Here is a 19,731-nt window from a genome sequence, read left to right on the forward strand (position 1 = left end):
ATATAAAAAAGGCAAAGCTATGAGTGAACAAGCTAAAGATGAAGCCTCTCTCAACAACAACTTCTTGCATGAAGATGATGGTGTTATTCCCTTTCAAGTTGAAGAACTTGATATCCGTGGACGTACCGTACAACTTGGGGAAACTTTAAATTCTATTCTCACAAGACATCAATACCCTGAACCGGTTTCTTATCTTCTAGCAGAAGCTTTACTTTTAACGGTTCTGCTTGGAACTTCTCTAAAACTTACGGGAAAATTTATTTTACAAACTCATTCCGATGGACCAGTTAATATGTTGGTGTGCGATTTTTTGCCTCCTTCCAGTTTACGTGGATACGCTTGTTTTGATAAAGAACAGCTTAAACAAGCCATAGACAATGGTCAAACCTCTTCAGAAACACTTTTAGGAAAAGGCACTTTAGCTTTCACAATTGATCAAGGTCCCCATATGCAACCCTATCAAGGGATAGTTGCATTAGATGGATCAAATTTACAAGAAGCTTCTCGTATTTATTTTGATCAATCAGAACAAATTCCTACCGATATCCGTCTGGCTGTTGCTATATTAATTAATCGTGACCAACAAGGAAAACAGCAGAAAAGCTGGCGAGCTGGAGGTATTTTGATCCAACTTTTACCCCAAGAATCGTCTCATCATAAAATAGATGCCCCTCATCAAAAGCGAGAAGAAACGAAAACTCATACCCAATTGGATAACCAATGGCAGGAAGCTAAAATACTCATGGCAACGATTGAAAGTTCAGAATTAACAGATCCCCAAGTCGGTAGTAAACAGCTCTTGTTCCGTCTTTTTCATGAACAAGGTATTAGAGTTTTTAACCCTTTTTCTCTTGTCGATCAATGTTCTTGTTCACACGAAAAAATTAAAGGAATCCTAGAAGGCTTTTCTATTGATGAACGCAATAAAATGGTTAAAAATAAATATATTTCAGTCACATGTGAATTTTGCTCAAAAACATATTGTTTTACACCGCAAGAATTTTTAGAAGAAAAAACATAATCAAAAATTTTTCATAAAAAATGATGATTGCAACAAAAGCCTATTTTATTTGCGTCATAAAAGTTTACGCATAATCTCATATGAACTTCTAGAATATTTCTTGTCTTAGAGTTTTTTTAATGTATACGAGTGATCGTTCTGTTGAGATCAGTAATTACGTCATAGAGTGCTTAAAAAAGAGTTCTCTGTAAAATATATTTTCTCCTCTCGAAAAAGCTTCTTTTGTACTTTTTACATCTCAAAAGTTTATTTCTTACAATGAATTCTTTTATAATGTTCATTGATAAATTGATTATGCACTCATAACTTATCTTCTCTGTTAAATGAGACTTTTTGATTGTAGTCATATTTTCTTACTCGAATTTATCTTATTAAGACTCAATAAAGCTTATTAGTTATAATCATAAGGGAAATTATCGAGAGAATAAGAATGTATAGATTCAATATAGACTTTATGGAGTCTATTACGAACAGATAAGTGTAATGGGAATAAATATAAAAATGACGCTGCAAAAGAGCAGATTTATTATTTTATAAAGATGAGAATAGTGGTGAAGTCCTCTCATAACAATGTGTATTTCAGATAAAAAAGCGGAGAAAAAATACTATATGATTTTGAAAACAATAGTTGGTTGCTGTCACTAAGCTAACGATGGTTCTATAGCAATATTGTTTTGTCCAAATAATCAAAAATAAAGCTCCCAAACAGATATTTAATCGCTAAAGAAAAATGAAAACTACTTAAAATTTTTGTCATATTTTGGAGGTTTGTTCTACAGATATTTCTTTACACATGTTTTTGAATCAACAATGATAATACTCTTGTCAAATCTTTCTAAGAAGAATAAGTGGCCGTATAAATAAAATAGCATACATAGCATGATAAAACGTTATGTTTTTACACACCTGCATTATTTTTCTTCTGTCATAATCGCTTGTTCAATTTTTGGTAGAATTTTTTTTTGATAAATTTGCCATGTTAAGGGACCAACATGTTTGGCAATAATGATGCTCTCTTTATTCAAGAGAAAGGTTTCTGGGGGGACATATATTCCCCAATCAATGGCTGTATATCCTGAAATATCAAAGCCAATAAATTTAAAAGGATTACCAAAACTGTTTAAAAAGCGCAGGGCGTTTGTTTTATTATCTTTATAATTAATACCAATCAGATCAAAACGTTTATCTTGTGCAATTTGCATAAGAATAGGATGCTCTTCGCGACAGGGCAAACACCAAGAGCCCCAAAAAATGACCAATGTGACACGTCCTTTAAACTGTTTTGAATTGAGATAACTTTCTTTATCAAGAAGAGGAAGATGAATATTGGGAGCAGGTTTTTCAGCCAATGCGTTTGGGAGAAGAGAAGAATCTTGAAGGTGTTTTTTATCCATAAAGTTGAAAAAAAACATCATGAGAAGAAGAAAAAGCACAAATGGTCCCAAAAAAACAAGCAGAACAGGTAAAGATATATTTTTTTTAAGTTTTGGAGGGATGTTTTTCATTATACTTTATCTTTTTGTGACAGCTCTTTTTTGTTTAGATGTTGGAGAATTTTTTTTTGGTATAGGGCTTTGCAAAGAATATATCCAATAAGACATAAGAGGGATATTGCAGAAAGCACATAGCTTAAAACAACAATTTGCTCGTGTTTAAGGGTGCTCAGGAAAAAATCAATTTTCTGAGATAGATTTCCTAAAAGTCCGCCGTGGATGCCATTTAGGTCGAGCATGATGAAGCGTCCTGTTGTTGTACACGACGGGATTTTTTAATCTGAAGTATTCGGATATAATGACTATTGATTTCATTTCGCATAGCCATCAAATAAAGAGCAATAAACATAAAGATAAAACAAAAGAGCATTGTTATAAGGGGCCATAACATAGCATTGTCGATTGTTGATCCTCCAGCACGTAACAATGATGCTGGTTGATGCAATGTATTCCACCAATTAACGGAAAATTTAATAACAGGGATATTAACAAATCCAACAAGTGTAAGAATTGCAGTAGCGCGAGCGGCTTTTACTTGGTTGTCAAAAGCACGCCCAAGCAGGATAATGGAGAGATAGATAAAAAGCAGAATTAAAACTGATGTTAATCGTGCATCCCAAACCCACCATGTTCCCCATGTAGGTCGCCCCCAAAGCGCTCCTGTCATGAGAGCCAAGGCGGTAAAAATTGCCCCAATAGGCGCTCCACATTTAAGTGCTACATCAGCAAGATGATATTTCCAAATCAGATTTCCTAATGCCGCTGCACTCATCGTTACATAGCAGAATGTAGACAACCACGCAAAGGGTACATGAAGGTACATAATCTTAACAGTAATGCCTTGTTGATAGTCATCAGGGGAATGCATCACTAGAATAAGCCCTAAGATAAGGAAACACAATGTTATGCCGGCCAACCAAGGTAAGACGACACTGCTTATTTTCATGAAAAGGGTGAAACTTGCAGGGAGTAACCTGATTTTATATGTACGAGATAGTTTATTCATAAAATTCATAATAGGCAGAGTTTTGCTATGCGGCAATCATCTTTTATTATTCTGATAAAAGTTTAAGCGTTATCGCAGCAACAAAAGAGCTAAAGAGACTCAAAAGAAGTGAAAAAGCGCTGAGAAGAGCTAGAGAAGTGAGAAAAGAGGTATTTGGGTTTATTGGGGCTGTAGCAGCGGAAACACCAAAAATCATAATTGGAATGATCCACGGCAAGATAATGATAAAAATAAGCAAAGTACTGTGCAACAATGAGGTTGCGAGTGCAGCGCCTATAGCACCAATAAAAATAATAGCTGGTGTTCCGCATAAAAGGGTAAGTATTGTTGTAAAAGTTATTGTTATATCTAAATGGAGCATGAGGGCTAAAATAGGTGTGGCAAAAATAAGAGGAAGCATTGTTCCTACCCAATGGGCAAGACATTTTGTAAAGACAATTAGTGTAAAACTTTGTCTTTTTCCTGAAAGGATAAATTGGTCGAGATTACCATCATCACGATCGATTTGGAAAAGTTTGTTCAGATTGAGGAGTCCTGCAAGAAGGGCTCCAAACCACAATATACCTGGTCCTATTTGTGCAAGAATTTTGGGATCTGGTCCAATGGTAAAGGGGGTTATGACAACAACAGCGATAAAAAACAATAATCCTGTTAGTGAAGTGGCTTGTAGCGCTAATAATAGTTTAAGATCACGCCAGAACAGTGCTTTCATTTTATTCTCTCCTAGAGAGGTAAAAATTTTTCCAGAGCGATGTTATGGTTTTCTGGAATGCCTATGGAATTATGAGTTGCAGCGATAATCATACCACCTTGATTGAGATGACGTTGGAAAATACGGGCAAGGAGTTTTTGGGCATGGTTATCAAGCCCAGATATTGGTTCATCTAAAATCCAAAGAGGACGATAGGAGAGCAAAAGGCGAGCAATAGCTACGCGTCTTTGTTGTCCAGTTGATAGAGCGTTAAAGGGTAAATGTTCAAGGTTAGAAAGACCAATATCGGCAAGAGCTTCATGCGCAAAACGTAAATGTTGACCGTAAAAATCTGCCCAAAATTGCAAATTATCAATGACAGATAAGAGAGGTTTCATAGCATTTTGAGGACCAAGATAATGACAAGCAGTTGCAACAGGGTATATTTGATCATGGTCTTTAAGTATTATATGACCTTCAGCAGCTTCAAGAAGACCGACAATGATTCGGAGTAATGTAGACTTTCCGATACCATTAGGACCGGTGATTGTCATAAGTTGCTGTGAAAATAAACAAAAAGAAAGACCTTTAAACAGAATTTCCTCGTTTCTGTAAGCGGCTAAATCTTTGCCTGATAACACCATGTGATTGCCTATTTTGTTTTTATTTTCATATTCTTTATTGCATTATAGAATAAAAAACACATTTTTTATGCAATTGTACCTAGAATAGTTCTAGAAATAGTTCTATAAGGGATACCTTACATCAATATCTGGTGTAAAATGGTTTCTGGCGCTGATTTCCGCATTATGCCTAGAGGGTGGAGGGGAAATGGATGGCGGAGGTAATTGCGTCTGCGCTCAAGCTGCGACCTTGACTCGTAGTTTGTGTTGTTCATTCCTGGAAATTGGGTGGTTATAGTATGAGGGTGGACAGTCATGACTCAAATTGATAGCTTTAATTGTCGTAGAGTATTAAATGTTGATGGCAAAGAATATACTTATTATAGCTTGATTGAAGCGGAGAAGAACGGACTTGAAGGTGTTTCTCGTTTACCGTTTTCGATGAAAGTTATTCTCGAAAATTTATTGCGATTCGAAGATGGTCGCACAGTTAAAAAAGAGGATATCTTCAATGTTGCTAAGTGGTTAAACGACAAAGGGAGCGCTGGGGCAGAAATTGCTTACCGTCCTGCACGTGTTCTTATGCAGGATTTTACAGGTGTTCCAGCAGTTGTTGATCTTTCTGCAATGCGTGATGCTATGGTTAAACTTGGCGGTAACGCTGAAAAAATCAATCCTCTCATTCCCGTTGATCTCATCATTGATCACTCAGTTATTGTTGATGCTTTTGGCAATTCCATGGCTTTTAAGGAAAACGTTGAGCATGAATATGAACGCAATGGTGAACGCTATCGTTTCCTTAAATGGGGGCAACAAGCCTTTCAAAATTTTCGCGTTGTTCCTCCAGGAACAGGGATTTGTCATCAGGTTAACTTAGAATATTTAGCACAATGTGTATGGATGAAGAATGAAGAGGGCTGTGAGACGATTTATCCTGACACCTGTGTGGGAACTGATTCGCATACGACTATGGTAAATGGTTTAGGGGTTTTAGGTTGGGGTGTTGGTGGTATTGAAGCAGAAGCAGCAATGTTAGGCCAACCTGTTTCTATGTTGTTACCTGAAGTGATTGGTTTTCGTCTAACAGGTAAACTTAAGGAAGGTGTAACAGCCACCGATCTCGTATTAACGGTGACCCAAATGCTACGTCGGAAGGGTGTTGTGGGTAAATTTGTTGAGTTTTTTGGTCCTGGTTTGGAGCATATGACGCTTGCTGATCGGGCAACGATTGGAAATATGGCACCTGAATATGGAGCAACGTGTGGTTTTTTCCCAATTGATAAGGAGACAGTGCGTTATCTCAATATGACAGGGCGTGATGAAAGTCGGATTGCCTTAGTGGAGGCTTATACCAAAGCACAAGGGATGTGGCATGATGAAATGGTGGCTCATCCCATTTTTAGTGATACAATTGAATTAGATATAGGAACCGTTGTCCCTTCTATGGCTGGTCCTAAACGTCCTGAAGGACGTATTGCGTTGGAAAATGTTGGACAGGGTTTTGAGAAGGCATTGGTCGAAGACTATAAGAAGACTTCTGGACAAGATACGCGTTATCAGGTTGAGGGTGAAGAATATACGCTTGGTCACGGTGATGTGGTGATCGCTGCGATTACGTCGTGTACGAATACATCGAATCCAAGTGTTCTTATTGCAGCGGGTCTTTTGGCACGAAATGCTGTGGCAAAGGGTCTTAAGAGTAAACCATGGGTAAAAACTTCTCTTGCACCTGGTTCACAAGTCGTTGAAGCTTACCTTCAAAATTCGGGTCTGCAAAAAGATTTAGATGCATTAGGATTTAACTTAGTAGGATTTGGGTGCACAACATGTATTGGGAATTCTGGTCCTTTGCATCTAGCTATTTCCAAAACGATTAATGAGAATGGTATAATTGCATCTGCGGTTCTTTCAGGAAATCGTAATTTTGAAGGGCGTGTTTCCCCTGATGTGCAAGCGAATTATTTAGCTTCACCACCGTTAGTTGTTGCACATGCGCTCATCGGGACGGTGTGTAAAGATTTAACCAAGGAGCCTCTAGGTGAAGATTCAAATGGCCACCCCATTTATTTGAGAGATATTTGGCCAACTTCTCAAGAAATACAGGAGTTTATCGAAAAAAATGTTACGCGGAAGGTTTTTGCCGAAAAGTATGCAGATGTTTTTAAGGGAGATGAAAATTGGCAAAAAGTTCAGATTCCTACGGGTTCTACCTATTCTTGGGATGAGCAATCCACCTATGTACGCAATCCACCTTATTTCGATGATATGCAGAAAACACCTGATATCTTACCAGATATTAAAGATGCACGGATTTTAGGTTTATTTGGTGATAAAATCACGACGGATCATATTTCTCCTGCTGGTTCTATTAAAGCAGCTTCTCCTGCCGGAAAATATTTAATGGATCATGGTGTTAAAGTGGCTGATTTTAATCAGTATGGAACGCGTCGTGGGAATCATGAAGTTATGGTGCGTGGGACCTTTGCCAATATTCGCATTCGTAATTTCATGTTAGGGGAAAATGGTCGAGAAGGAGGTTATACGATTCATTATCCGTCAGCGGTAGAACAAACCATTTACGATGCAGCAATGGCGTATAAACAAGAAGGTATTCCACTCGTTGTTTTTGCAGGTATTGAATATGGTAATGGATCATCCCGCGATTGGGCTGCCAAGGGGACCAATCTTCTTGGTGTCAAAGCAGTGATTGTGCAGTCTTTTGAAAGGATTCATCGCTCTAATCTTGTTGGTATGGGCATTGTCCCTTTTGTCTTTGAAGAGGGACTAAGTTGGAAATCTTTAGGCTTAAAGGGAGATGAAAAGGTGACAATTGAAGGGATTCATAACTTGAAACCTCGTCAAAAGACTGTAGCGAAAATTACTTTTTCTGATGGTACGGTAAAAACCGTTCCATTATTATGCCGTGTTGATACTGAAGATGAGCTAGATTATTTGCATCATGGTGGAATTTTGCAATATGTCTTGCGTAAGTTAGCCGTTTAAATTCTTTTGTTTGTTAAGGAATATCTATTATTAAGCTATAAAGTTGCGGATCAAAGAGTTTGGCTTCGTTTTTTTATGGCTATCTTTGAAAATCTAATTGACGTTAGCTTTAGGATTGCGCTATAAACCACACAGTTATAGGCAGCTTTATAGTTTTGCTTAGGTTTGATTTATTTATATTGGTAGAGTTGTTATTGAGACTCATTTTACCAAGGTGTTGAAAGAGAGATTATATTTATGGCGAATACACCTTCTGCTCGAAAAGCGGTGCGCAAGGTTGCGGCGTGCACACAGGTTAATAAGGCCCGCCGTTCACGCGTTCGTACTTTTATACGTAAGTTTGATGATGCTTTAGCGGGTGGCGATAAGGCATCTGCAGAGATTGCATTTAAGAATTTTGAGCCTGAAATTATGCGTGCAGTTTCTAAAGGGGTTTTTCATAAAAATGCTGCTGCGAGGAAAGTATCGCGTTTAGCTAAACGTTTGAAGGCTCTCAGCGTTTAAGCTTTTCTCCTTTAATTGAGAACAAAGCCAGTATCCATGAGGATGCTGGCTTTTTGTTTATTATTTCAAAAAGTTTCTATTGAAAATAAGAATCGATAATGATTCTCCACTTGAAAAAGGAGAGAAAGTTTATAGGGGGAGGTATGGTTATCCACAAGCTTTGTGGATTTGTACAGAGTCTTTTTTGTCAAGCATTTTATTTTTTTTTTTAAATCTGAAGAGATTCTTTAATTATTGGTAAATTTAGAGAAAAAAAATGAATTGAATCAATATTTTTTTCAGTCCTCATTAATATAAGCATTTTTTTCGGGTTTTTTGATTTTATTTTGACCTCTTGCATTTTACCTCTGCTGTTTTGTATGGTTCTTATGAAGACTAAGAAGCATGAAGGGGTCACATCAGCGCATTATTCTGTATTTTGTTGAATACAAGATGTTTTGATTTAGGCTTTTCGAAACTTTTGTGTTGGAGAGGTTTTCTGACGGTTTTTTAGTTTTCTTAATGGATATGTTTACCATTTGAGAAGGGTGGGTCATATCATGAGTGCAAGTAAATCTTATTGGTCATCTTTGTTAGTGGGGTTGTGATGAGGCTATCCTAGGGGAGGGTGAGTAATCTTATTTGGGGTAGGGCGTTTTGCCTTCGCTAGATTTATTTTAGTTGTTTGGCAGGACAAAATTTTATTTTTATCAGGATGGAAGATGGTGGATAAATTGAACTCTAAAGCTAGTTCCTTTAAAAGGGTTTCGGTAAATATCCTGTCGGCAGAGAACATAATAAAGAATAGGATGACGGAAAGTGATGAGAACGTTTGTAGAAATGCTTCTATAGGGCATTCTATTGTTTCAGAGGAGGAAAGTGCGGCGGCTTTTATACGTGTTATGGCGCAATTAAAGGTGCAGGTTGGTGTTGAGGCTTATACCAGTTGGTTTGGACGTGTGAAGCTTGCTGAATATAGTCATACTCTTGTAAAGCTTTCTGTTCCTACTGCTTTTTTACGTTCATGGATTAATAATCACTATGGTTCTCTTCTGACTCATTTATGGAAACAGGAGAATTCAGCAATTCTTCGCGTTGAAGTTATTGTTCGTGGTATGGAACGCGTTTCAAGAGATGCCGTTTGTAAAAGAAGTGTTCCTCCTGTTGTTCTAGAGGAGCAGGCGACTTCATCTTTTGTTGAAAGTTGCGCAGAGCATTCAGTTAAGAATTCTCAAACGGGAGTTTTTGGATCTCCACTTGATTCTCGCTATACTTTTGAAAGTTTTGTTGAGGGGGCTTCTAATCGTGTTGCTTTAGCAGCAGCGCGTTCCATTGCAGAGGGGCATAAAAGTGCCTTACGTTTTAATCCTCTTTTTATTCACGCATCTGTTGGCTTAGGAAAAACACATTTGCTTCAAGCGATTGCTGCTTCTGCATTGAAGCGTTTAACGTCTGCGCGCGTTATTTATTTAACTGCTGAATATTTTATGTGGCGTTTTGCAACAGCTATTCGTGATAATGATGCTCTTTCTTTTAAAGAACAGCTTCGTGATATCGACCTTTTGATTATTGATGATATGCAGTTTTTGCAGGGTAAGTCGATACAACATGAGTTTTGCCATTTGCTTAATATGTTGCTTGATAGTGCAAAACAGGTTGTTGTCGCTGCAGATCGTCCACCAGCAGAATTAGAATCGCTTGATCTTCGCGTTCGCTCTCGTCTTCAGGGAGGGGTCGCTCTTGAAATTGAAGCACCAGATTATGAAATGCGTTTGCAAATGTTGCACCAGCGGTTGAAGGTGGCACAACAAGATGATGGCATGGTATCAATTTCTGATGATATCTTGGAATATATTGCGAAAACGGTTTTAGGGTCTGGGCGTGATATTGAAGGTGCGTTTAATCAGCTCTTGTTTCGTCAATCTTTTGAGTCTGATTTATCTTTAGAGCGGATTGATGAGTTATTAGGTCACTTGACACGTCCTGGTGAACCTAAGCGTATTCGGATTGAAGAAATTCAGCGTACGGTAGCACGCCATTATAATGTTTCTAAACAGGACTTGTTATCTAATCGTCGAACACGTACGGTTGTGAAGCCACGGCAAGTTGCAATGTATTTAGCAAAAATATTAACTCCTCGCTCATTGCCAGAAATTGGGCGCCGTTTTGGTGGGCGTGATCATACAACAGTTTTACATGCTGTGCGTAAAATTGAAGATTTGGTTTGTGGTGATCAGACCTTGGCTAAGGAACTTGAGTTGCTTAAGCGGTTGATTGGAGAACAGGCTGTATAGTGTTTATCGTTTCTTTCTTTGGAGAGGCTTTAAAGAATTTAATGAAAAGATTTATTTTTTCTTATGCAGGAGTGACTTGCCATTTTAAGAGAGGTTTAATAAACTCTAGCAGGCGATTCTCTAAAGGGATCTATTCTTTAATTCTAAGGAATTCTTATAGTTTTTAGTAAATCATACGGGGCTTTTATGCGTATTACAGTTGATCGCAGTCAATTTCTCAAGTCTCTTGGTCGGGTTCACCGTGTGGTAGAGCGCCGTAATACTGTTCCTATTTTATCGAATGTGTTGATTGATGCAGAAAATGGCCGTGTACAGTTAAAAGCAACAGACCTTGATTTAGAGGTTATGGAATCTTTTGCAGTTAATGTTAAACAAGCTGGAGCAACAACTGTTCCGGCACATTTGCTCTATGATATCATTCGAAAACTTTCTGATAGCAATGAAGTTGTATTATTCCTCGATGAGAATCAAGCAGGTACAATGTCCGTTGTTTCGGGTTGTGCACATTTTCAGCTTCAATGTCTTCCGAAGGCAGACTTTCCAGAGTCGCTTCCTGGGCAATTTGGTTATCGTTTTTCTCTATCGGCATCAGGCTTAAAACATTTACTTGATTGTACACAATTTGCTATTTCTACTGAAGAAACCCGTTATTATCTTAATGGTATTTATTTCCATATTATTAATGATGGTGTTTTGAAATTGCGTTTGGTTGCAACTGATGGTCATCGTTTGGCACAAGTTGAGATGGAAGCTCCTTCGGGAGTTGAGGGAATGCCTGGTGTTATTGTTCCCCGTAAAGCTGTAGGAGAATTGCAAAAACTTCTTTCAGAAGAAAATGATAGCGATGTATGTATAGAGCTTTCGGAGACAAAAATTCGTTTTTCTATAGGCTCTGTGATTTTTACATCAAAATTAATTGATGGAACATTTCCAGATTATCAACGTGTTATCCCTCTTGGAAATGATAAAGAATTAATTGTTAATAGGCAGGACTTTTCTTCTGCAGTTGATCGTGTTTCAACGATTTCAAGTGATCGGGGGCGAGCAGTTAAATTAACGATTGAGCATGGACAGTTAAGGCTTGTTGTTAATAGCCCAGATTCGGGCAGTGCAGAAGATCAATTATCAGTAACTTATGCATCTGAACCGCTTGAGATAGGATTTAATTCACGTTATCTTTTGGATATTGCTGGGCAGCTTTCAAGTGATGAGATGGTTTTTATGTTGGCTGAGGCTGGAGCACCAGCTCTGATTCGTGATAATGATGATGCGGATGTGCTCTATGTACTGATGCCTATTCGCGTTTAGGGGCAGTTGTTTTGCAATGCATGGCCAGTCATGTGCACAAAGTGGCAGTGAGGCAGCTGAAGCTTTTACGTTATCGCAATTATTCTTTTTTCAATATTCATTTTTCTGGTCAGCATGTGGTTTTTACTGGCCATAATGGTGCTGGTAAGACGAATCTTTTAGAGGCGTTATCTTTTCTTTCTCCTGGTCGTGGTTTGCGGCGTGCTGTTTATTCTGACGTTAGCTTTGTAGATGGTGGTGGTGGAGGATTTGTTGTATTTGCGCGTCTTGAATGCGCTCTTTATGGTGAAGTAAAGATTGGTACAGCTTTTGAGGTTAGCGATAACAGTCGAAAGGTCCATATTAATGGTGTGAATGAGTCGAGTGATTGCCTAACAGATTATTGTCATATTAGTGTCCTAACACCGTCTATGGATGGTCTTTTTACAGGTCCTTCACTTGAGCGCCGTAGTTTTTTGGACCGTATGGTTTTGGCGATTGATCCCTTGCATAGGCGCCGCATAGCCGATTATGATAGAGCTATGCGCGCACGTAATCGTTTGTTTTTAGATGGAAATGAAGATTGTGCTTGGTTTGATGCTTTAGAAAAGCAAATGGCAGAATTGGCGACAGCTATTTCTGCGGCGCGTGTTGATGTTATTCGTCTTTTAAATGACATGTTTACACAAATGCCCTCACATATACCTTTTCCACGAGCTTTTTTGCAAATTGATGGTTTTTTAGAAACAGCTCTTAGTGAAATATCAGCAACTGAAGTTGAAGAACAATTTTGTGATCGATTACGGCATAATCGCGCAATGGATCGTGCTGCTGGTCGGACGTTAGAAGGACCACATCGTGCAGATTTGCAGGTTTTTTATGCTGATAAAAATAGAGCAGCAACATCTTGTTCAACAGGTGAACAAAAAGCGCTGCTAACAGGTTTAGTTTTGTGTCATGCACGTCTAACAGGTATGATGTCGGAAAGATCTCCCATTCTTCTTCTTGATGAAATGGCTGCCCATCTTGATTCGCATCGACGTGCTGCTCTATTTGATATTCTTGATGATTTAGCTGTACAAACATTTATGACAGGAACAGATCGTCTTTTATTTGATGACTTAAAAGGACGCGCAGAATTCTTTGAGATTAAGGATGGAGCTTTATTGCCGTAAAAACATGCTAAATATTTTTTTAATAAGTGATAGGTCTGAAAGAAAAGGCTTGCTATGTCAGAGATAATAACGATTTTAAATGGTCCTAATTTAAATTTTCTAGGTCAACGTGAGCCAGAAATTTATGGAACTGAAACTCTAGAAGATATTGAAAAAAGATGCAGAGAATGGGCAAAAAAAAATGATATTATAATAAATTTTTATCAAAGTAATTATGAAGGGCAATTAGTGGCATGGATACAAGAAGCAATAGAGGCAAGTTCTGGATTGATCATTAACCCAGCGGCTTACAGTCATACATCTGTTGCACTTCTTGATGCCCTAAAAATGTTTTCAGGGCCGAAAGTAGAAGTTCATTTATCTCATATTTATCAGCGTGAAGCTTTTCGTCACCATTCTTATACATCTGCAGGTGTAGATGCTACCATAACTGGGTGTGGAGGTGTTGGATATCGGTTTGCACTTGAGTATATTGCAAAACAATTAAGCAAAACAATTAAATTGTGATAGGTAAAGAGTAAGCGTTTAATAAGAGTAATATAGGCATTTAATTCTCTTGATAATTATTTTCAAATCTGTACAATGTGAGGTATATATTTATGACAGTTTTTAGTGCGTATGACGGGGGTAAATAGAGATGAAAAGCTTTGTTAGACAATTAGAAATGCTTGTGATTTTAGGGGGAGCACTGCTTTTGTCTGGTTGTAAAATTGATGTTATGCAGCCATCAGGGTATGTTGCACGTCAACAGCTCATTTTGATCGTTGTTTGTGTGGTGGTGATGCTTTGTATTGTTATCCCAGTTATGGTGAGTGTGGTATTTTTAGCTATAAAATATCGTGCATCGAATATGAAAGCGGACTATTCTCCTGATTGGGCACATTCAAATAAAATTGAAGCATTGATGTGGGGTATTCCAGTTGTAATTGTAATGGTTTTAGGTTCATTAACAGCTTATTATACCTATAAGCTTGAACCTACAAATCCTCTTCCAGTGGAAGTTGTAGGTGAAGGAAAGCCATTACAGATTGATGCTGTTGCTCTTGATTGGAAATGGCTTTTTATTTATCCTGAATACGGTGTTGCATCGATTAATGAGATTTATGCGCCTGAAGGACGTCAAGTTTTATTGCAATTGACGTCAGAGAATTCTGTCAATGCTTTTTGGGTTCCCAAATTGGGTACAGTTCTTTACGCTATGCCGCAGATGAATGCTAAGTTGCATTTGGTCGCTGAAGAGCAAGGAGTATTCAAAGGAGCCTCAGCAAATTATAGTGGTGATGGTTTTTCGGGTATGCGGTTTAAGTGGCATTCTGTGTCTTTGCAGGATTTTGAGGATTGGATTGTAAAAGCTCGGGCTAATGGTCGAGTACTTGATCGTTCATCTTATCGTCAACTTTCTATTGCGCCTCGTATGGGTGATATTGCTGCGAAGGAAAAAGATGCTGAAGTTCGTTATTTTGCACCTGTTGAGAAGCGGCTTTACTATCGTGTTGTTAATCGATGTGTCGATGAAAAGACGGTATGTAATGAAGATTTAATGAAACGTGCTGCTGCTCAGACGCTATGGGGTGCACTATGTTCAGTATTTGATCCTGATGTTATTTAACAGAGTCAATAAAGTAAAGAGCCCTTTTAACAAAGGTTTCTTTAAAACTTGAATTTCATTTGAAATGGGTTGAGAAATGTTTGGAAGACTTACAGATCCTACGGCAGGTGCTTTTCATGCGCTTGCACATGAACCGATCGTTTTGTATACATGTATTGCGATTGTTTTGGTTGGTTTAATTGCTGTTATTGCTCTAACAGTACTTGGGTGGTGGGGGATTCTATGGCGAAATTGGATTACAACGGTTGACCATAAACGCATAGGTATTATGTACATCGTTCTTGGAATTATTATGCTTGTTCGCGGTTTTGCGGACGCACTTATGATGCGAACGCATCAAGCTTTAGCTCTTGGGAGTGAAACAGCAGGTTATTTGCCCCCTGAGCATTTTGATCAAATTTTTTCGGCACATGGTACGATCATGATTTTTTTCATGGCCACGCCTATTTTATTTGGTCTTTTTAATTATCTTATACCACTTCAAATTGGTGCGCGTGATGTTGCTTTTCCCTTTGCAAATAATCTAGGTTTTTGGATTACGGCTGCAGGGGCGATATTGATTAACATATCCCTAGGTGTTGGGAATTTTGGTCGTGGTGGTTGGTTGATGTATCCACCTTTTACAGAATTGCAAACGAGTCCAGATACAGGGGTAGATTATTATTTATGGTCACTTCAGCTTTCTGGTATTGCAACAACAATGGGATCAGTGAATTTTATTGCAACGATGATTAAAATGCGTGCTCCTGGAATGACAATGATGAGAATGCCTATTTTTTGTTGGAGTGCTTTTGTCAGCAATGTTCTTATTGTAGTCATTTATCCTGTTTTGGCTGTAGCATTTGCACTCTTGGCATGTGATCGTTATTTGAACATGAATTTCTTTACCAATGTTGGTGGCGGAAATCCGATGGTATGGATTAACTATGTTTGGGTTTTTGGTCATCCTGAGGTTTATGTTTTGGTTGTTCCTGCTTTTGGAATTGTTTCTGAAGTTGTATCAACTTTTTCTTCAAAACGCCTCTTTGGTTATACTTCAATGATATGGGCCATGTTGGTTATTTTGATTCTTTCGCTTCTTGTTTGGGGACATCATTTCTTCACAATGGGTGGGGGTGAAGCTGTAAATACCTTCTTTAGTATTGCTACGATGATTATTGCAGTTCCAACCGGTGTAAAAGTTTTTAATTGGCTGCTTACGATGTATAGAGGTCGGATTCGCTTTGAGCCTCCTATGCTTTGGTGCATGGGTATGATCTTTACATTTGTTGGTGGTGGATTAACAGGTGTTTTATTATCTATTGTTCCTGCTGATTGGCAGTTTCATAATTCGCTCTTTTTGATAGCACATTTCCATCATACAATTATTGGAGGTGTGGTTTTTGCGTACTTAGCGGGGATTGCATTTTGGTTTCCAAAAGTTTTTGGTTATAAACCAAATCGCATACTAGGTATTACATCTTTTTGGTGTTGGTTTATTGGTTTTTACCTTGCCTTTTTCCCCGTTTATGCGCTTGGTTTAATGGGGGCGACGCGTCGTCTTCAGCATTACATGGAACCTAGTTGGCAGCCGATGTTTATTATTGCTGCATTGGGTGCTTGTATTATCTTACTTGGTATCCTTTGTTTTGTGCTACAGGTTGTTTTGGCGATTTGGTACGGTATTAAGCATAAAGGGCACTTACCGGTAACATTAAATGATTCTTGGGGTGATGCACGTACACTTGAATGGTTTACCTCTTCACCACCTCCTTCCTATAATTTTGCCCTCCTTCCAAAGATACAGTCTGATGATGCTTATTGGAATATGAAGAAAAGTGGTTATCAACGGCCGACAAGTGGATTTACAAAAATTCATATGCCATCGAATACATCGGCTGGAATTATTGCTGGCTTCTTCTCATTAGTTGTTGGTTTTGCGCTTGTTTGGCATATTTGGTGGCTTGTTGCGGTTGGACTGGTTGGTTTTATTGCAACGCTTGTGTGTCATTCATTAACAGGTGATCATCATGGTTACTATATTCCAGCTGAAGAAGTGCAAAAAACTGAAGATGCCTTTACGGCTGTTCTTAAAGAACGAGGAGTAATAGTATGAGTGCTGTAACAATGAATAACGCGAGCACTATAGATGAACTTCACCACGATAGTAGCTCGGTAATGACGTTTGGTTTTTGGGTCTATATTCTTTCAGACTTAATCCTGTTTTCGACACTGTTTTCAAGTTTTGCTGTATTTTCTGCTTCTTATGGTGGTGGTAAAGCGGGCAGTGAGTTTATAGATTTAAAGTTTGTTTTGGTTGAGACTGCTTTCTTGTTGTTTTCATCCGTCACTTATGGCTTTGCAATGGTACAAGCACATAAAAATAACATCAGTGGTGTGCGTTTATGGATGGCTATTACCTTTGTATTGGGGTGTTGCTTCATTGGTATGGAACTTTACGAATTTCATGAACTTTTGAGTGAGGTTTTTTATTTCGATCCAAATGCTTATGCGGGTATTGATCCTGCAACAGGTTTACAGCTTTTTGGACGGGAAATTCTCTCTGCTTATTGGTCAGCATTTTTTGCTTTGGTTGGCACCCATGGACTTCACGTAAGTGTTGGCCTTTTTTGGATGGTTGTGATGTTTTTTCATCTTCGTCGTAATGGCTTGGATCAGAACAATAAGACACGTTTAGCATGCCTTTCCATTTTTTGGCATTTACTTGATATTGTATGGATTGGTGTTTTCACCATGGTTTATCTATTAGGAGCGTTGTGATGAGCGTGCAAAATGAAACACATGGTCCCAGTACTGGTTCCTATTTGGTTGGTTTTATTCTGGCTGTATTTTTCACTTTGGGTTCTTTTATTCCTGTGATGTATGGAATGATGGAAAGTTGGGCAGTTAGTACAAAGGTTGCGTATCTTATTGGGATGGCGATTATTCAGATTATAGTACAAATTGTTTTCTTTTTGCACTTGAATTCTGGTCCAGACGCCAAGTGGAATTTAAGCGCGTTGTGGTTTGCTGCTATTTGCGTTTTTGTTATTATTGGGGGAACTTGGTGGGCTATTTCTCATTTGAATTATAATATGATGGGTGGTTCAGGACGTGTTATTGAACCGGAAATATCAAGTAGAGATGATTCTTCAGTGTCTGAGCAGTTATCAACCAAAGATATATCCGTAAGAAAACAGCCAGAAAAGATACAGGGCTCAGAGGTTTCGATGGAGCAAGGTGCAAGTACGCAAACTCCTGTAGATCAAGCACCTGGTTCAGAAATGCCCATGGGGCAGGGTCTAAGTACACAAACTCCTGTAGATCAAGCACCTGGTGCAGAAATGCCCATGGGGCAGGGTCTAGGTACGCAAACTCCGGTAGATCAAGCACCTGGTTCAGAAATGCCCGTGGGGCAGGGTCTAAGTACGCAAACTCCTGTAGATCAAGCACCTGGTTCAGAAATGCCCATGGGGCAGGGTCTAAGTACGCAAACTCCTGTAGATCAAGCACCTGGTTCAGAAATGCCCGTGGGGCAGGGTCTAAGTACGCAAACTCCTGTAGATCAAGCACCTGGTTCAGAAATGCCCATGGAGCAAGATCCAAATACGCAGTTTCCTGTGGAGTAGTTGTTAGAAATATCTATGGAGCTGATGCAGCATGTATCAGCTCATAGAAGAAATTCGTAGGATATAAAGAAGGAGATAAGTACAAGATATCAGTGGAATGAGTATTATTATTTTGAATATACTTTTAATTTAAAAGAGAAAGTCCGTGGGGTATTTAGTCAATCTTTAATTTTTAAGATAAATAGCTATTTGTAGAATATACAAAAAGTGATGTTTGTAAAATTTACTACAAAGAAAGAGAATGTGCGAAACAAGTTTTTATATTGTGTGGGATAAAAAAGCTACGAAGAAGTAATATTTTTAGATTTAAAGAATTTATATTAAAGATAGCATTAAAATTATTTGTAATAATAATATGCAATTGAAATCAAAAATTTAGAGAATAATCAGAAAATTTAATGAAAACCGTTGCAATGACAGTTATAGGTGCTGGTTCTTTTGGTACTGCATTAGCGATAGCTCTTGCCCGTAATGGTCATAATGTTTTACTTTGGGGATATAGTCCTCAACATATCAAAGAATTACAGGAACAACGTTGTAATCAAGTATATTTACCCGATATTCGATTTCCTGACAATTTATTACTTGAAGCTTCGCTTGAAACTGCAATAACGGCAAGTCACAATATATTAATCGCTGTTCCAAGCCATGTATTTCATCAAGTTTTGTATAATATTCAGCCTTATTTAGATCAGCATTCACGCGTTATTTGGGCGACAAAAGGTTTAGAACATGGGACCGGACGTTTCTTACAAGAGGTTGCTCGTGAGATTTTAGGTGAAAAAATTCCTTTAGCTGTTTTTTCTGGACCAACTTTTGCTCAAGAACTAGCTATTGGTTGGCCTACTGCAATGACGATAGCAGCTTCTGATGTTGAGTTTGGTAAAGAATTGCAGCAACTTTTTCATTGTGACAAAAGTTTTAGAGTTTATAAAAGTTCAGATATGATTGGTGTTCAATTAGGGGGGGCAGTCAAAAATGTTATTGCTATTGGTGCAGGAATATCAGATGGCATAGGTTTTGGGGCAAATGCACGAATAGCTCTTATCACACGAGGACTAGCTGAAATCAGTCGTTTAGGGGGGGCTATGGGTGCTGAGCTTTCCACATTTATGGGAATGACAGGCTTAGGTGATCTGGTTTTGACATGTACTGATAATCAATCACGTAATCGTCGTTTTGGAATACTTCTTGGTAAAGGAATAGATATAAAAGAAGCGGAAAAACAAATTGGTCAGGTTGTGGAAGGATACTTAAATACCAAGGAAGTACATACGTTGGCGCAGCGTATTGGGGTAGAAATGCCCATTGTAGAACAAATTTATCAAATTCTCTATTGTGGTAAAAACATAACTGAAGCGGCAAACACATTATTAGGCCGCGCCCTCAAGGACGAAATACAATAATATCCTGTTTTTAAATAATTCAAATCATAAAA

Annotated in this window: 16 protein-coding genes and 1 pseudogene; 12 read left to right on the forward strand and 5 right to left on the reverse strand. The window is 38.3% G+C overall.

The window, feature by feature from the left end; genetic code table 11:
- The first annotated feature begins 19 nt into the window (after window positions 1–19).
- A complete protein-coding gene (locus ACFIMX_RS00860; protein WP_375617532.1) occupies window positions 20–1,021 on the forward strand; it encodes an Hsp33 family molecular chaperone in 1,002 nt (333 codons plus the stop codon).
- Between the two features lie 911 nt (window positions 1,022–1,932).
- Here the strand turns inward: ACFIMX_RS00860 and ACFIMX_RS00865 are convergent.
- The 5 genes and pseudogenes from ACFIMX_RS00865 to ccmA all read right to left on the reverse strand — a co-directional run bounded on the left by ACFIMX_RS00865 (window position 1,933) and on the right by ccmA (window position 4,855).
- Window positions 1,933–2,526 carry a DsbE family thiol:disulfide interchange protein gene (locus tag ACFIMX_RS00865; protein WP_375693900.1) on the reverse strand — a complete coding sequence of 198 codons (594 nt, stop codon included), beginning with the start codon at window positions 2,524–2,526 and terminating at the stop codon, window positions 1,933–1,935.
- Window positions 2,501–2,753: pseudogene (locus tag ACFIMX_RS00870) on the reverse strand (hypothetical protein). The gene ACFIMX_RS00865 and the pseudogene ACFIMX_RS00870 overlap by 26 nt, the downstream one beginning before the upstream one ends.
- Window positions 2,741–3,520 carry a heme ABC transporter permease gene (locus ACFIMX_RS00875; RefSeq protein ID WP_375617533.1) on the reverse strand — a complete coding sequence of 260 codons (780 nt, stop codon included), beginning with the start codon at window positions 3,518–3,520 and terminating at the stop codon, window positions 2,741–2,743. The pseudogene ACFIMX_RS00870 and the gene ACFIMX_RS00875 overlap by 13 nt, the downstream one beginning before the upstream one ends.
- A gap of 46 nt (window positions 3,521–3,566) precedes the next feature.
- Window positions 3,567–4,232, reverse strand: a complete 666-nt coding sequence (gene ccmB / locus ACFIMX_RS00880; protein ID WP_375617534.1) for a heme exporter protein CcmB — start codon at window positions 4,230–4,232, stop codon at window positions 3,567–3,569.
- 11 nt (window positions 4,233–4,243) lie between these two features.
- Window positions 4,244–4,855: a heme ABC exporter ATP-binding protein CcmA gene (gene ccmA / locus ACFIMX_RS00885; RefSeq protein WP_375617535.1), complete on the reverse strand. Its 612-nt coding sequence runs from the start codon at window positions 4,853–4,855 to the stop codon at window positions 4,244–4,246.
- Between the two features lie 294 nt (window positions 4,856–5,149).
- On the opposite strand from ccmA, the gene acnA reads away from it, so the two are divergent.
- The 11 genes from acnA (at window position 5,150) to gpsA (ending at window position 19,699) form a co-directional block, all read left to right on the forward strand.
- Complete coding sequence (gene acnA / locus ACFIMX_RS00890; RefSeq protein ID WP_375693901.1) at window positions 5,150–7,837, forward strand: aconitate hydratase AcnA; 2,688 nt, start codon at window positions 5,150–5,152, stop codon at window positions 7,835–7,837.
- Between the two features lie 237 nt (window positions 7,838–8,074).
- The gene (gene rpsT, locus ACFIMX_RS00895; RefSeq protein WP_375693902.1) at window positions 8,075–8,341 is read left to right on the forward strand and encodes a 30S ribosomal protein S20; all 267 of its coding nucleotides are present in this window, start codon (window positions 8,075–8,077) and stop codon (window positions 8,339–8,341) included.
- Window positions 8,342–9,042: 701 nt separating this feature from the next.
- Window positions 9,043–10,614 carry a chromosomal replication initiator protein DnaA gene (gene dnaA, locus ACFIMX_RS00900; RefSeq protein ID WP_375617538.1) on the forward strand — a complete coding sequence of 524 codons (1,572 nt, stop codon included), beginning with the start codon at window positions 9,043–9,045 and terminating at the stop codon, window positions 10,612–10,614.
- Window positions 10,615–10,800: 186 nt separating this feature from the next.
- Window positions 10,801–11,922 carry a DNA polymerase III subunit beta gene (gene dnaN, locus ACFIMX_RS00905; RefSeq protein ID WP_375617539.1) on the forward strand — a complete coding sequence of 374 codons (1,122 nt, stop codon included), beginning with the start codon at window positions 10,801–10,803 and terminating at the stop codon, window positions 11,920–11,922.
- 20 nt (window positions 11,923–11,942) lie between these two features.
- Window positions 11,943–13,076: a DNA replication/repair protein RecF gene (recF, locus tag ACFIMX_RS00910; RefSeq protein ID WP_375617540.1), complete on the forward strand. Its 1,134-nt coding sequence runs from the start codon at window positions 11,943–11,945 to the stop codon at window positions 13,074–13,076.
- 54 nt (window positions 13,077–13,130) lie between these two features.
- Entirely contained in the window at window positions 13,131–13,583 is a 453-nt protein-coding gene (aroQ, locus tag ACFIMX_RS00915) for a type II 3-dehydroquinate dehydratase (RefSeq protein WP_375617541.1), read from the forward strand.
- Window positions 13,584–13,713: 130 nt separating this feature from the next.
- The gene (gene cyoA, locus ACFIMX_RS00920) at window positions 13,714–14,685 is read left to right on the forward strand and encodes a ubiquinol oxidase subunit II (protein WP_375611432.1); all 972 of its coding nucleotides are present in this window, start codon (window positions 13,714–13,716) and stop codon (window positions 14,683–14,685) included.
- 76 nt (window positions 14,686–14,761) lie between these two features.
- Window positions 14,762–16,780, forward strand: coding sequence for a cytochrome o ubiquinol oxidase subunit I (gene cyoB / locus ACFIMX_RS00925; protein WP_375617542.1), 2,019 nt, complete (start codon window positions 14,762–14,764; stop codon window positions 16,778–16,780).
- Window positions 16,777–17,445: a cytochrome (ubi)quinol oxidase subunit III gene (locus tag ACFIMX_RS00930; protein ID WP_375639533.1), complete on the forward strand. Its 669-nt coding sequence runs from the start codon at window positions 16,777–16,779 to the stop codon at window positions 17,443–17,445. The genes cyoB and ACFIMX_RS00930 overlap by 4 nt, the downstream gene beginning before the upstream one ends.
- Entirely contained in the window at window positions 17,445–18,293 is an 849-nt protein-coding gene (gene cyoD / locus ACFIMX_RS00935) for a cytochrome o ubiquinol oxidase subunit IV (protein WP_375693903.1), read from the forward strand. Before ACFIMX_RS00930 ends, cyoD begins: the two co-directional genes overlap by 1 nt.
- A gap of 398 nt (window positions 18,294–18,691) precedes the next feature.
- Window positions 18,692–19,699, forward strand: coding sequence for an NAD(P)H-dependent glycerol-3-phosphate dehydrogenase (gene gpsA, locus ACFIMX_RS00940; RefSeq protein WP_375617545.1), 1,008 nt, complete (start codon window positions 18,692–18,694; stop codon window positions 19,697–19,699).
- Window positions 19,700–19,731: the final 32 nt, after the last annotated feature.

The sequence above is a fragment of the Bartonella sp. AD24XZML genome (genome assembly GCF_042196485.1).
In the GTDB taxonomy this organism is placed as follows: domain Bacteria; phylum Pseudomonadota; class Alphaproteobacteria; order Rhizobiales; family Rhizobiaceae; genus Bartonella.